Here is a 13,604-nt window from a genome sequence, read left to right as displayed (position 1 = left end):
GATCAAAAGAAGCAAGAACTACATTCAGGCCAGCAGGCCAACGAAGCGGCCCGTCACCTGACGCAAGCGGCGGCTGAGCACCCGGCCGATATAAAAGAGGATATTGATGGCCAGGGCCGGGTTGCTTGCGGCCAGGTCATTAAAACGCTCCCGGGTAAGGATGAGCAGGCGAACGTCAGTTTTGGCCACCACTGTGGCCGAGCGCGGTTCACTGTCGAAAAAGGCAACCTCCCCTATGACGGCGTCTCGACTCAGGTCGATGATATGGCGTTCCGATCCCCCGGCTTCTTCTTTCTGGATGGTGACCACGCCCGACTCGATAAAGGCCAGAGAAGAAGCCTTGCGGCCTTCCTGAATGATCGTGGTGCCGGCCGGGAAGCTCTTGACCTGCATATACCCGGCAATGTTACGAACATCCTCCCAACCAAGGGTTGCGCCGAGTTTCAGGCTGTCGAGCAGGGTGGCGATGTCGTCAAGGTCGCTTGCTTCCATGGGCCGATCCTCCGGGGCTCATTGTGGTCAGGGGGCATGTTGCCGTTCATCCCCTGGATTTGTTATACGAATGTCCTATGAAGGAAAAGGAGACAGTCCATGTTCCTCGTGATTTTGACCTACCAAAAACCTTTGGAGGTCATTGATGCACTGCTTGAGGCCCATTTTCGCTATTTGGAAGATACGTTTGCCCGCGGTGTTTTTCTGGCGTCCGGGCGTCAGGAACCGCGTACCGGCGGTGTGATCCTGGCCCGGGCCGAGAGCCGGTCCATTTTGGAAACCATTTTGGCTGATGATCCCTTTGCCCGCGAAGGCGCAGCCAACTACGAAATCATCGAATTCATACCGGGTAAAGTGGCCCCGCAACTGTCAGCCTTGCTCGATTGACAAGGACGCTTGGGATGAATCCGGGGAGAGGGCTGGCACGGGCGCAAAACCGGAAATGAAGATCGCCCGCGCCGTTCCCGGACATTCGGGCTGTCACGCCGAGTGCATGGCGTGGGCGCGAGACGTTGGCGAGGTTTTCCTGATCCGGGAGCCACGGCCCGGGGACAGGCCTTTCTTGGGCCAGTCCCAGCCCCAGGGGACCAAGGAAAGACAAAGGCCCGGCGGCAATCAGCCGGGACTTTGTCTGCAGTCTGAAACGGCCCCGTAATGGGGCCGTTTTCTTCACGCGCAGGGAGCGGACCGGGCCACCACGCCAACTGATTTGGCCCACTTGTGGCCCACTAATCATAAAATAATGCAGGGAAATAAAAAAAGGGCTTAGACTTTCGTCTAAACCCTTGATCTTATTGGTAGCGAGGGAGGGAATTGAACCCCCGACACTGCGGATATGAGCCGCATGCTCTAACCAACTGAGCTACCTCGCCAAACCGTCATGCTGTGCAGAAGCGGGTACTTATATAATCCTATCGGGCTTGGCAAGCTTTTTTTTGACCTGCTATTTCGGCCATAAAAAAAACACCGCTGCGGCCAGGGCCAGCCGGTACCAGGCAAAGGGCCGCAACGACACCCGTTTGACCAGCACGATAAAGCCTTTCACCGCCGCCAGGGCCGCCACAAAGGACACGACAAAACCGATGGCCAAAATGCCCAGGTCATCGGCCGAAAACAGATCGGCACTCTTGTAGAAATCGTAGAGCGTGGCCGCAAACATGAGCGGGACAGCGGCAATAAACGAATATTCCGCAGCCAGCCCCCGCTTGGCCCCAAGGAGCATGCCGCCCATGATGGTGGCGGCCGAACGCGAAAAACCGGGCCACAGCGACAGACACTGGAAACAGCCGATGCCAAGGGCCAACCGGGGCGTCATTTCATCGAGGGAATAGAAGCGGTCGCGCTTTTTGCGCCGTTCGACCCAGAAAATCATGAGCGCTCCGACGGCCAGGGCCAGGGCCACGGTGGTCGGGCCAAACAAATGGGTCTTGATGGTCTTTCGGGCGAGCAGGCCGACGATGCCGGCCGGAAGCGAGGTCAGAAACAACATCCAGAGGCCGCGCAGCCCGGAAAAGGCATGCAGGGGCTTGGGCGAGACCAGCCACCAGAAACGTCGCCAATACAGGCACACCACGGCCAGGATGGCCCCGAGTTGGATGATGATGTCGAAACTGTCGGCTTTTTCACCTGTAAAACCGATAAGATGCCCAACAAGAATTAGGTGACCTGTGGAAGAAACGGGAAGGAATTCGGTCACGCCTTCCACGAGGCCAAGGACAACGGCGGCAAGGGATTCAGTCATGGGGAAGCGGTCTCCTGCGGCGGAATTTCGAGGCGGGTCTACCCAATGGCCGGGCAAGTTGCAACCCGGCCCGGCCTCGTGTATGCCTTGAAGCCGAGCAAGGAGGCTTCATGGCCACGATCATGCCGCAAGGCGAACTGACCAGACGGGCCGTCAAATGGATCGACGAGCAGCGGGGCCTGACGGGCAAGCCGTTCCCTGAACTTATCGACAAGGCTGCCATGCAGTTCAATTTAAGCCCCCGGGATACCGAGTTTCTCGCCGGTTTTTTCAAAGAGCGCGAGGAGCCTCGGAGCTAAGCGCGGTTTCGATCAGGACCCGGCACAGCGCCTCCCGGCCAAGTCCGGTCTTGCCGGAAAACACAATGGGCGGGAAGGCGGGTTGCGCAAGCTCCCGCCACTCTTTTTTCCGGGCTTCCCGGTCGCGCTGGGCCACTTTCTCGGCCTTGGTCAGGACGACGAGCACCGGGATGCGCCGGGAACGCAGCCAGTCCACCAGTTCCATATCCAGGCGCTGGGGAGTCAGCCGGCAATCGATAAGGGCTGTCACGGCCAGCAGGCTCTGCGTTGTTTTAATGTAGGATTCGATGAGTTTGGCCCATTTGTCGCGCTCCTCCTTGGAGCAGCGGGCATAGCCGTAGCCGGGCAGATCCACCAGGCAAAAGCCGTGCCTTTCGGCCATATAGAAATTGAGACTTCTGGTTTTGCCCGGGGTGGCGCTGGTCTTGGCCAAGGCCTTGCGGCCGGCCAGACAATTGACCAGGGTCGATTTGCCGACGTTTGAACGCCCGGCCAAGGCAATCTGGGGCGCGTCGAGGGTTGGCAGCTGGTTGGCCAGATAGGCCGTATTCAGCAAGGTCAGTCCGAGGTCCGTCTGTTTTTGTGCTTGGTCGTCCATGCCGGGGTTGTGACCGGCGGGAAGCTATCCGTCAAGGCCGTGTCGTGACGGCAAAGGAAAAGGAAGACCCCATGCGCAAGGTCAGGATGCTCGTTTTAAACGGTCCAAACCTCGGTTTCATCGGGGTGCGCCAGCCTGAAATATATGGCAGCCGCACTATTGAAGACCTGCCCGAAATGGTGCAGGACTTGCTCGGTCCCAGGGCCGAGCGTCTGGAACTCGAGTTTCATCAGGCCAACAGCGAGGGACAGTGCATCGACCGGCTGGAACAGGCCTGGAAAGACGGTCTGGACGGCATTGTACTCAATGCCGGGGCCTACACCCACACCAGTCTGGCCCTGGCCGATTGTCTGGCCTGGATCGGCATTCCCTGCGTCGAGGTGCATATCTCCAATATTTTTGCCCGCACCGACGAACCGTTGCGCCACAAAAGTCTGATCGGCAAGAACTGTATCGGCTGCATTGCCGGTTTTGGCGTGACCAGCTACGCCCTGGCCGTCCTGGCCCTGTGGCAGCAAATTACTGAAAATCCCAATTACATCTAAGGAGATACAATGCTTTCCACGACTGATTTCCGTCGCGGCCTCAAGATCGAAATGGATGGTGTGCCTTATGAGATCGTGGACTTTCTCCACGTCAAGCCCGGCAAGGGCGGCGCGTTCATTCGGACCAAGCTCAAAAACATGATCAATGGCCGGGTGGTGGAGAACACCTTCCGCTCGGGCGAAAAGATGGTCAAGCCCGACCTCGAATCCAAAGAGATGCAGTATCTCTATCGCGAGAGCGAGGATTTCGTCTTCATGGACATGGAGAGCTACGAGCAGATGCACGCCGGCGTGGCCCAGATCGGCGAGAAGGGCGGCTATCTCAAGGACGGCATGGAGCTTAAAATGCTGCTCTACAAGGGGCAGCCCCTGGATATCGACCTGCCGGCCTCGGTGGTGCTCGAAGTCACCGAGACCGAACCCGGGGTCAAGGGCGACACGGTCAGCGGCGCCAGCAAGCAGGCCGTGCTCGAATCCGGCATCACCGTTAACGTGCCGCTGTTTGTCAATATCGGCGACAAGATCAAAGTCGATACCCGCTCGGGCGACTACATTGGCCGGGAATAGTTCCAAACCGGCCGGGAATGGTCCAAACGTCGGGGACGGCAGCTTCCGCCTGACCAGGGAACTGGTCGGGCTGGGGGCGCTGTTCCTGGCGGCCTATACCTGCGTTGCCCTGTACACCTACAGCGCGGCCGATCCAGGCTTCAATCATGTTGTCCCGATCAAGCAGGCAGTGGCTAATAAGGGCGGACCTGTCGGGGCCTATTGGGGCGGTTTTTTAGCGGAATTTCTGGGTGTCTGGGGCTATCTCGTACCAGGAATCATCGCTTGGCGCGGCTTGCACTTTCTGGCTCCGCGGCTGGCCTTGCCGGGGCGACGCACGGCCGGGCTGGCCCTGTTTGCAGTGGTGCTGCTCGTCTTCCTCGGGTCTCCGTGGGGTGAACTGATCAACATCGGCCAGGTGGTCGGCGGCGGCCAGACCGGACATTTTCTGTTTGCCTTTCTCAACCGTTACCTGAGCATTTTCGGGGCGGCCTCCCTGCTTCTTTTCGGCTTTATCGCCGCTCTCCAGCTCACCTTCGGTCTGACGCTGGACAATTTCTGGCGGCCGCTGGCCGGGATTATAAACGAACAATTCTGGCGCGCGGGCGACGCCGTCGGCACGTGGCGCGAGAACCGGGCTGCGGCCCGGGAGAAGGGAGAGAACAGCGTTGAGGCCACTCCCAAGCCGGCCCGCGCTCCGCGCGTCCCCAAAGACCCGGCAGCGACCAAGGCCCCTCCGGCCGCAGTCGAGGCCGACGCCGGGCCGTCGGAAGCGGTGGATCGCTTCCTTGACGCCGTGGTGGAGCAGGTGAACGGTCCCCAAAAGACGACGTCCGTGCCGGCTGCCCCGGGCAAGGAGAGCGACGAGCCGGTCCTCGTCCCCGGACCGACGCCCAAGCCTGTCATGACCGCCAAACAGGCCATCAAAGCCGGCCGGGCCGCTGCTGCTGCCGGCGACATGACCCTGCCGCCGCTTGATCTGCTCTCCGTGCCGCCGCCGGCGGAGCTTCTTCCGGCCGATCCGGAAATATGCCGCGGCCAGGCCGAGAGCCTTATCACCTGCTTAAATGACTTCGGCATCCAGGGCGAGGTCATGCGGGTGGTGCCTGGGCCGGTGGTCACCATGTTCGAGGTTAAGCCCGCGCCGGGCGTGAAGATCAGCCGCATCGTCGGCCTGTCCGTGGATCTGGCCCTGTCCATGAAGGCGCTGGCTGTTCGTATCGACCCCATCCCGGGCAAGGATACGGTCGGCGTCGAAATCCCCAACGCCAAGCGTCAGACCGTCTATTTCCGCGAGATCCTCGACGCCGAGGTCTTTCGCTCTTCCTCCTCCCACCTGACCCTGGCCATCGGCAAGGACATCCAGGGCCGGCCCCACGTGGCCGATCTGGCCCGTATGCCCCACCTGCTCGTGGCCGGCGCCACCGGCAGCGGCAAGAGCGTGTGCATCAACGGCATCCTGCTCTCGATTCTCTACAAGGCCACGCCGGATCAGGTGAAGCTTCTGCTCGTCGATCCCAAGCGCATCGAGCTTTCGGTCTACAACGACCTGCCCCATCTGGTGCATCCGGTGGTAACCGAGACCGCCATGGCCAAATCCGCCCTGGATTGGGCTGTGGCCGAGATGGATCGCCGCTACGAAGCCATGGCTCTTTTAGGCGTGCGCAACATCGCCGGCTACAACGAGAAGCTGGAAAAGCTCGGCGACAACCGCGACCCCGAGCTGGCCGAACTGGAGCCTTTGCCCTATCTGGTCATTGTCATTGACGAATTGGCCGATCTCATGATGACGGCGGCCAAGGAAGTGGAAGTGAGCATCGTGCGGCTGGCCCAGCTGGCCCGGGCCGGCGGCATCCATCTGATCCTGGCCACCCAGCGGCCAAGCGTCGACGTGGTCACGGGCCTTATTAAGGCCAACTTCCCCACCCGCATCTCCTTCCAGGTGACGAGCAAGCACGATTCGCGCACCATTCTCGACGCAGTCGGCGCGGAATATCTGCTCGGGCGGGGCGATATGCTCTACAAGCCAAGCGGCGGCAAGACCGTGCGCATGCACGGGGCCTTTGTCTCGGACGAGGAAACCGCTGCGGTGGTGGAATTCTGGAAGAGCCGGGCCGCGCCAAGCTACAAGCTCGACTTCAGCGAATGGCAAAAGGGCGGCGAGGGCGGTTCCGGCGACCTGGGCGGCGAGGGCGGGGACGACACCGCCTCTGACGCCATCTATCCGCAGGCCGTGGATTTTGTCATGGAGCAGGGTAAAGCCTCAATTTCCCTGATCCAGCGCCGTTTCCGCATCGGCTTTAACCGGGCGGCCCGGTTCATCGAACAGATGGAACGCGACGGCCTGCTTGGTCCCCAGGAAGGCAGCAAGCCGCGTTCAGTCATCCGAAACAAAGAATGAGCCGGGGGCTTGGTCCGGCCAAGCAGCCGGACGCTGCCTCCGAATTGCCCTTTCGCGGCGGGAATGCCTGCCGCAAAGCGAGAAATTCCATGAAATACCGTCTTGTAGCCTTGATTGCCCTCTTCACCCTGGCCCTGGCCGTTCCGGCCTTGGCCGCTGATCCGGCCGAGTTGGCCGGACGCATCCAGAAAAAGTATGCGTCGATTGCCGCCTTTTCCGCCGAATTTTCCCAGGCCATAAAAAATGCCGCCAGCGGCGATGTCGAGCAGCGCTCCGGCTCGTTTGTTTTCAAAAAACCGATGCTGGTGCGTTGGGAAACGGTCAAGCCGGAAAAGGAACTGCTCATCGTCGGCAAAGACGCCGTGTGGGACTATTTCGAGGAAGACAAGGAAGCTTATCGCTATTCGGTGGATGAGATCATCAATTCCAAGACAATGCTGCGGTTTTTGACCGGCAAGGCCAACCTGACGGAAGATTTTGTGGTCGTGGCCGGCAAGGCCGACGAGGCCGGACCGGGACAGGCCGTGCTCCAACTTGCCCCGCGCGAACCCGAGCCGGGGCTGGTCATGGCCAAGGTCTGGATCGATTTGTCCACGGACATGATCGCCCGCATCTACATCCAGGATTTCTACGCCAACACCAATGACCTGACCCTCAAAGGCTTGGTTGCCAACCCCAAACTGGCCGACAACCTCTTCGTCTTCACCCCGCCCAAGGACGCCAAAGTCCACGACAACGCCCCGATCAAGGGGCGTGAGCTCAAGCAGTAGCCTGGAACGCGGCTTGGCCGTTCGTTGGGGAATTCCCTTTCTAGAAACGGTAGCCCACGGAAAGTTGGCCGCTTACGCCCGTGCATCCCGGGCCATTGCCGGCTATGGCATTGGCCCGGGCCTCAACGATAAACGCGTCATGGCGGGCCGTCACGCCCAGGCCGGCTTTTATGAGGTCCTGGCTGTCGTAGGCCGACTTCTGGCTCACGGCGGTCCCGTAGCGCGTGGCCGTGCTTTCGACCTGGGGATTGCCGAGCACCCGCTCATACCCAAGCGTGAGGGCCGGCGCCACGGTCCAGGTTCCCATCTGGCGCTGGTCCAGGCTCAGATTTAGGTCGGCCAGGAGGCTGGTCGCGGTGTTGCTCTGGCCATGCACATCAAGAGCCACTTCGCTGCCGCTTTCCGTAAATCCGCCGAGGTTTGCATTCGTGACGCGAAACCCAATTTGCGGCGTGAGTGTGACTGGATCAAAGCGGAGGACGTCGCCGAAACCGGCCAAGCCGCTGAAGACCGACCCATTGGCCCGGCCGGTGGCGGTCCCCAGGTTGCCGCCCAGGGGGCGGCTGCTCTGGTAGTCGACCCAGCCGCCGTCGGCCCGCGCCAGCACATACGGACCGGCATCAAGGGTGGAAAATCCGTATCGTCCGCCAAGAGTGGCCATGACCGTGTTGACCGTGGCCGTGGCCCCGGCGCTTTCCACGGTGCTCCCGGTGTAGCCGAGGCCAAGGTGGGCGCCGGCCCGATCACTGAGTCTCTTGGTGACGCCGATGAGCGAGCCGGCGCTGTGCTCGGTGCTGTGGGAAATGCCTGAGCGTCCCTGGGACCAGAAGCCGCCTCCAAGGCCGGCCAGCCAGACCCGGGTTTGCCCGGCCTCGAGATCCCGGCTGTCGGCATAGGGCGCACTCGCGGCATCAATCCAGCGGGGCTGCCGCAACAGAGAAGCAGCCGCATCAGCATGCACCTGGCCGCCGATCTGTCGCTGGACACCGCCAAGGGTGCCTTCGTCCACGGACGACTGCAGATAGTAATTATAAGCGGTGTAGTGTCCGGACAAGGAAGAATTCTGCAAGGCATTGAGAAAGGCGGCTCCGGAAGCGTCATTGCCGCCAAAGGCAGCCTGGCCGGGGAGCACGGTATAGCTGACCATCTTTCCCCGCAGCACATAGATGTCTTCCAGACTGAGCCCAAGTCCCTGCATCAGATAGCCATACATGGAGCCGTAGGAAGTGGTGGCCTGATCGAGAGCGGCCTGGAGATAACTGGAGTCCACGCCAAACAGCGCATTCAGGCTTGTTATGCTCAGGCCCGGGGCCGCCGCGACCACGGCCGCTGTCTGGGCGTCAATGGTTGGGGCGAGGTAGGCGTTCGAGGCCAGATAGTCGTTCATGATGGTTGTCGACGAGACGCCGGCGATGCTTTCCAGGAGGGCCGCCGTCCAGCCGGTGCGGTCCTTGCCCATGGAACAGTGGAACAGATCAGGACCGGAGTCATGGGCCAGGGTCAGTAGGACCGTGCGAAAGCCTTCCCGCTCGACCGGATCGGTCACAAACGTCCGGTAGCTATTTTGCCCATAGCTGAGCAGCGCATCCATGGTCCCGGCAGTGAGGGTGGGGGTAGGGAGATTGGAGGTGCCAATGACATTGATATTGGTATACAGGGCTCCGGCCGGCACGATGTCGGGCGCAGCGCTGATCTCGTCGGGCGTGCGCAAATCGATGTCCCGGCCGATGCGAAGGGACGAAAGTGTGGTCCAATCCGCGTTGCTCAGACTGAGCACGTTGGACCGATAAAAGACGCCGGTCCGCATCACGCCGAAGTTGCTCGTCGGGTTGGCGAAACCGGTTCCTCCGTAACTCGCGGAGATGCCGGCAACGTCTCTGAAGTTTTCAGCTGTTGTCAGGAGAGGCGTGGAAATTGCTTGCTGGGCCGATGCCGTGGAGAAAGACAAACAGAGCAACACGGCAACAGCGCTCAAAAATCCGCTTTTCATTGAATGCTTCTCCACGAGGCCTAAAAGAGAGGATTATTTTTGTAATAGGCAGCGTACCATTTCTTTCTGGATCTTTGCCTGAACAATACGTTGCAGGACACCCATGTTCGGTTGCCTGTTGTTGTCCCGCCCCATTTTTCCGGGATGCCCCACCATACTCTCGTTCCTACAGTAAGCAGGAAAAACTGGTGTCCAACCCGGTTTTTAGACAAAAAAAAGTCAGGTGAATGTTACCTGACCCGGCGGAATCTCTTGGCGACCACGACAGGCTGCAACCTGCGGCAGCCTGCGGCCAAGGCAGATGTCCTTTCACTAGAGGATTGCGCCTCAGATGTCCAACGGGACTTGCCCACTGTCATCGAACCCACACCGGGGCTCAAGATTATGTGCCCGGATGCAGCCCTACGGTCCGCATTCCTACCCTTTTTGCGCCAAAATCAACTGCACCTCATCCAGCGACAGCCCGGTGGCCTTGGCCAGGGCCTGGGGTGATTGGCCCCGGCGTGTGCCGTTTACGATGATCTGACGCAGAAAATCGGGCGAGCGGCTGATTTCCTCGGCCTTGCGCACGAGTTTTTCCAATTGGGTGCTGCGCTCCTCAAGCTTTTGATCCAGGATGGCCAGTTCGGTTTGGCGGCGTTGGAAGCTGCCTACCAGCTCCTGTTCGAGCTTGGCGTTGAAGTCGATTTTTTTCAGCAGTGAATCCTGGTTTTTTTGCAGCTTGCCGAGCAGTTCTTCAGAGCGGCGCAGACGCGAGAAAAAGAGGACCACAAGCAGCAACAAAGCCAGTTCGCTGACGGTCAGAAAGATGATAAGCGTGGAATAACCGTTCATGCAGTGCAGTCCGATGCGGGGTGTTGGTGGTTGGCGTTTGCACGGTGCAAAAAGGCCCATCAAGGCGTCCGGCCAATCGGCCGGCCAGGAGGCGAAGGGCATTGGCCGCGTACAGGATCAGACCTTCATATTGATGATGTGCCCGGCATACGGCGTGGAGTTGCTGGCTTGCGTTTCTTCCGTGTCGGCCTGGACTTGCTTGCCGCGCCGGGAGCGGCGTCGGCCGGAAGCGTTCTTCTTTTCCTCATCGTGCACGGAATCCAGGGCTTCCTGCTGCTCGATGCGCTGGGTCTGCTTGTTCTGCTCAACCAAAACCTGTTGGGCCAGGGTTTGGGCAGCCATCAACTGGGCCTGCGGGTTGACCAGCTCGGCGTGGGCCACGTTCTGGACGTAGGGCACGGCCTGGAACACGGTAGTCAGGTCGATGGGCATCTTATTTCACCAGGTAATCCTCGATAATCAGGTTATCCAAGGGTTGGCTCCCGATGAACTGGTTTATAACCGAGAGGACGTCCTTTTTCAGAATATCCGCATTGCCTTTGTCCGTCAGAAATTCCAGGCTTTTGTTTTTGAGATAGTAATACACGGCGTCGCGCACGACAATACGATTGCGCATAAATTCCAATTCGGCGCTGTGCTCGGTGGTGGCTGCCGCGAAGCGGATGGTCAGAAAACGGCTACGACCCTTTGGGTCGGTCAGTTCGATAAGAAAAGGGTCCATGGTCAAGACGATTTCCGGCTTGGGCGCAGGTGGCTCCGGCGGGGGCGGCGGCGGCATCACCGGCGGCGGGGCCGGCTCTTCATGCGGTGCTTCCACAACCGGCGGTGGCGCTGCGGGCTTTTTGAAAAAGAGAAAATAGGCCGCAACGCCCCCGCCAAGGAGCAGCAACACGGCCAGCCCCAGGATCAGGAACTTCTTTTTGTCGGAAGGCTTGGCAGTCGCATCGATCGCAGCCAGATCTTCACCTGCGGCATGCGTTTCCGGCGCTGGGGGCGCTTCTTCAGGTTCGTCTTCGAGAAAGGGGGCGTCGTCGAGATCGAGATCGACCTTTTGTAATGCTTTGGGCAGATCGTCGGAGAGTTCCGAGTCGTCAAGCTTGGCCTTGACCGGGGCATCGAGACTGCTGTCGTCAACCATGCTCGGGCCTCGTTGGCAGGGTGGCGGATCGGCCGCGACATCCGGGGAAGTGACCGTCCGCCAGGGGGGCTGCGGTGCGTCGTGGAGCGGAACAACCTGGCGCAACGGGCCGGCACTTGGGCGCTAGCGCCCAAGTGCCGGCCCGTTGCGGGCGAATTACTTGTCGAAAATTTTGTCGATCTTCTGGCCAAGCGTTTCAGCGGTGAAGGGCTTGACGATGTAGTTGGAGACCTTGGCCTGAACGGCTTCGATGATGTTCTCCTGCTGGGCTTCAGCCGTGACCATGAGGAAGGGCAGATTGGCGAATTCCTCACTGGAGCGGACTTTGCGCAGCAGTTCAATACCCGGCATCTTGGGCATGTTCCAGTCGGAGATGATGAAGTCAATCTTGTCTTTATTGAGGGTTTCCCAAGCAGTGCTGCCGTCGTCAGCCTCAATGATGTTGTTAAAACCCAACTGGCGAAGGATATTCTTGATGATTCTGCGCATGGTGGAGAAGTCGTCAACGACCAGAATGCGCATTTCCTTGTTGTAGGCCATGGCTCGTCTCCTTGCGTCTTACGCTTCAAAATCGCCTCAGAGCATCCGCAGGGCCGGCGTCTGCCGGTGGATGCGGCCGCCTTGGCGTGCGATGCGTCCGAATTTAGTGCTGTTCGATATTGTACTGACTCTTGAACTTCTGCCGCAACCGAGCCAGAGCCTGGGAATGCAGCTGCGAGACGCGACCTTCGGTGATGCCCATAACTTCAGAGGTCTCTCGCATGTTGAGTTCCTCACCGTAATAGAGCGATAATACCAGCTTTTCCCTGGGAGTCAAATCGTCGATCAAGGAGGCTAGCTTGTCGACGAGTTCCTTGAATTCCGCTGATTTATACGGCTCATTGTCCAGCGGATTTTGCTGGTAGGAGGAGATGTTCTCCGTGATCGCGTCCAGGCTCAGGCACAGCTGGTTTTGCAAGGCCTCAAGCCCCATGGAGACCTCGCGTTCGGTCAGGCCCGTGGCCTCGGCCAGCTGTTCCAGACTCGGCGGACCGCCGGAATCGTTTTCAATGCGCCGGGTGGCCTCCTCCAGGGTGCGCACCCGCTGGCGTTGTCCCCGGGAAAACCAGTCCATGCGCCGCAGATCGTCGAGCATGGCTCCCTTGATCCGCGACTCGGCATAGGTCTCGAACTTGATGCCGAGTTCGGCCTTGAACCGGCCCAGGGCTTCGAGCAGCCCCATGGCCCCGGCGCTTAAAAGCTCGCCCAACTCAACCGACGGCGGCAGTTTGGCCTTGAGCCGGCTGGCCACAATTTTGATTTTGGGCGAGTAATGGCGCACGATCTCCTGGCGATCGCGCGCATCGAAATCTTTCCACAACATTGCCCCGGACTCGAGTTTAAGCCAGGGGTTGTTCTTGGAAGAGGAGCTTTTTCCAGAAGAATTTGATGTTTCCATCGAGCTTGGCATCCACTTCCCAGGAATCGATCACATGCGCCAGATCCACGATTTTCTTGGCTGCCGGAGAATCAGGCGTGAGATGGCAAAACGGTTTTTGCCGGATCACCGCGTTTCGTACGGCCGGGTCGGTTGGCACGTATCCCGTGAAATCCAGGGATATCCCCGACAAAAAGTGATCGCAGGCCGCATAGAGTTTTTCAAACACGGCCTTGGCGGCCTTGGCGCTTTGGGCCATGTTCACCACGACCCGAAACCGGTGGACGTCGTGGTTTAAGTGCATGACCTTGACCAGGGCGTAGGCGTCGGTCAATGAGGTCGGCTCGGTCGTCAGGACGAGCAGACGCTCGCGGGCGGCCAAGTTGAAATATATTACATTATCATTAATTCCCGCGCCCGTGTCCACTATCAAATAGTTGATCTTACCCTCAAGGTAATCCATGGCCTCCAGCAAATCGAGCTTTTGTCCAGTGGACAGGGCCAGCATGTCGCTTATGCCCGACGAGGCCGGCAGGATGGAAAAGCCGAAGGGTGTTTCCAGCAGAATATGGCGCAGCTCCACCCCTTCGTGAAAGAGATGGAACAGATTCATGGTGGGAGCCAGGCCCAGCATGATGTCCACATTGGCCAAGCCGAGGTCGGCGTCGAGCAGCACCACCTTGCGCCCCATACGCGACAGGCAATAGGCGAGGTTGACCGAGAGGTTGGTCTTGCCGACGCCCCCTTTGCCCGAGGTCACGGACAGGACCATGGGCAGCTCCGGACCGTGTCCGGCAGGGGGGCGCGACGTTTCGGATATGCGGCTTGACATG

At 59.7% G+C, this 13,604-nt stretch carries 16 protein-coding genes and 1 tRNA gene; 6 read left to right on the top strand and 11 right to left on the bottom strand.

What is annotated here, in order from left to right:
• Positions 1 to 24: 24 nt before the first annotated feature.
• Positions 25 to 492: a Crp/Fnr family transcriptional regulator gene (locus NY78_RS00855; protein WP_043630547.1), complete on the bottom strand. Its 468-nt coding sequence runs from the start codon at positions 490 to 492 to the stop codon at positions 25 to 27.
• Positions 493 to 591: 99 nt separating this feature from the next.
• On the opposite strand from NY78_RS00855, the gene NY78_RS00850 reads away from it, so the two are divergent.
• The gene (locus NY78_RS00850) at positions 592 to 879 is read left to right on the top strand and encodes a YciI family protein (RefSeq protein ID WP_043630545.1); all 288 of its coding nucleotides are present in this window, start codon (positions 592 to 594) and stop codon (positions 877 to 879) included.
• Between the two features lie 408 nt (positions 880 to 1,287).
• Here the strand turns inward: NY78_RS00850 and NY78_RS00845 are convergent.
• Both NY78_RS00845 and NY78_RS00840 read right to left on the bottom strand, forming a co-directional pair.
• Positions 1,288 to 1,364: transfer RNA gene (locus tag NY78_RS00845), tRNA-Met, on the bottom strand.
• Positions 1,365 to 1,435: 71 nt separating this feature from the next.
• Complete coding sequence (locus NY78_RS00840) at positions 1,436 to 2,233, bottom strand: undecaprenyl-diphosphate phosphatase (protein ID WP_043630543.1); 798 nt, start codon at positions 2,231 to 2,233, stop codon at positions 1,436 to 1,438.
• A 110-nt stretch (positions 2,234 to 2,343) separates the two neighbouring features.
• Between NY78_RS00840 and NY78_RS00835 the strand changes: the two genes are divergently transcribed.
• Positions 2,344 to 2,532 (top strand): hypothetical protein, encoded by a 189-nt coding sequence (locus tag NY78_RS00835; protein WP_043630540.1) that lies wholly within the window; start codon positions 2,344 to 2,346, stop codon positions 2,530 to 2,532.
• Here the strand turns inward: NY78_RS00835 and yihA are convergent.
• Positions 2,504 to 3,130: a ribosome biogenesis GTP-binding protein YihA/YsxC gene (gene yihA, locus NY78_RS00830; protein WP_043630538.1), complete on the bottom strand. Its 627-nt coding sequence runs from the start codon at positions 3,128 to 3,130 to the stop codon at positions 2,504 to 2,506. The two genes, NY78_RS00835 and yihA, sit on opposite strands and share 29 nt — an antisense overlap.
• 71 nt (positions 3,131 to 3,201) lie before the next feature.
• Here yihA and NY78_RS00825 point away from each other — a divergent pair, with 71 nt between their 5' ends.
• The 4 genes from NY78_RS00825 to NY78_RS00810 all read left to right on the top strand — a co-directional run bounded on the left by NY78_RS00825 (position 3,202) and on the right by NY78_RS00810 (position 7,392).
• On the top strand, positions 3,202 to 3,675 hold the full coding sequence (locus NY78_RS00825; RefSeq protein ID WP_043630536.1) for a type II 3-dehydroquinate dehydratase: 474 nt from the start codon (positions 3,202 to 3,204) through the stop codon (positions 3,673 to 3,675).
• A gap of 9 nt (positions 3,676 to 3,684) precedes the next feature.
• Entirely contained in the window at positions 3,685 to 4,242 is a 558-nt protein-coding gene (efp, locus tag NY78_RS00820) for an elongation factor P (RefSeq protein WP_043630534.1), read from the top strand.
• Positions 4,229 to 6,622 (top strand): DNA translocase FtsK, encoded by a 2,394-nt coding sequence (locus NY78_RS00815; RefSeq protein WP_043630532.1) that lies wholly within the window; start codon positions 4,229 to 4,231, stop codon positions 6,620 to 6,622. Before efp ends, NY78_RS00815 begins: the two co-directional genes overlap by 14 nt.
• A gap of 89 nt (positions 6,623 to 6,711) precedes the next feature.
• Positions 6,712 to 7,392, top strand: coding sequence for a LolA family protein (locus tag NY78_RS00810; RefSeq protein WP_043630850.1), 681 nt, complete (start codon positions 6,712 to 6,714; stop codon positions 7,390 to 7,392).
• 40 nt (positions 7,393 to 7,432) lie between these two features.
• On the opposite strand, the gene NY78_RS00805 is transcribed toward NY78_RS00810, so the two are convergent.
• From NY78_RS00805 to NY78_RS00775, 7 genes are all read right to left on the bottom strand, one after another.
• A complete protein-coding gene (locus NY78_RS00805; protein ID WP_043630529.1) occupies positions 7,433 to 9,382 on the bottom strand; it encodes a tyrosine-protein phosphatase in 1,950 nt (649 codons plus the stop codon).
• Positions 9,383 to 9,799: 417 nt separating this feature from the next.
• Positions 9,800 to 10,216 (bottom strand): hypothetical protein, encoded by a 417-nt coding sequence (locus NY78_RS00800; protein WP_043630527.1) that lies wholly within the window; start codon positions 10,214 to 10,216, stop codon positions 9,800 to 9,802.
• 117 nt (positions 10,217 to 10,333) lie between these two features.
• Positions 10,334 to 10,648 carry a hypothetical protein gene (locus tag NY78_RS00795; RefSeq protein WP_043630526.1) on the bottom strand — a complete coding sequence of 105 codons (315 nt, stop codon included), beginning with the start codon at positions 10,646 to 10,648 and terminating at the stop codon, positions 10,334 to 10,336.
• 1 nt (position 10,649) lies between these two features.
• Entirely contained in the window at positions 10,650 to 11,354 is a 705-nt protein-coding gene (locus tag NY78_RS00790; protein ID WP_043630524.1) for a flagellar basal body-associated FliL family protein, read from the bottom strand.
• Positions 11,355 to 11,510: 156 nt separating this feature from the next.
• A complete protein-coding gene (locus tag NY78_RS00785; protein WP_043630522.1) occupies positions 11,511 to 11,894 on the bottom strand; it encodes a chemotaxis response regulator CheY in 384 nt (127 codons plus the stop codon).
• A 103-nt stretch (positions 11,895 to 11,997) separates the two neighbouring features.
• Positions 11,998 to 12,792, bottom strand: coding sequence for a FliA/WhiG family RNA polymerase sigma factor (locus NY78_RS00780; protein WP_043630521.1), 795 nt, complete (start codon positions 12,790 to 12,792; stop codon positions 11,998 to 12,000).
• Positions 12,734 to 13,603, bottom strand: a complete 870-nt coding sequence (locus tag NY78_RS00775) for a MinD/ParA family protein (RefSeq protein ID WP_043630520.1) — start codon at positions 13,601 to 13,603, stop codon at positions 12,734 to 12,736. The genes NY78_RS00780 and NY78_RS00775 overlap by 59 nt, the downstream gene beginning before the upstream one ends.
• Between the last annotated feature and the right edge of the window lies 1 nt (position 13,604).

It is taken from the genome of Desulfovibrio sp. TomC (assembly GCF_000801335.2).
Taxonomy (GTDB): Bacteria; Desulfobacterota; Desulfovibrionia; order Desulfovibrionales; family Desulfovibrionaceae; genus Solidesulfovibrio.
The sequence above is the reverse complement of the archived record's forward strand: the minus strand, read 5'-3'. Positions and strand labels throughout refer to the sequence as shown.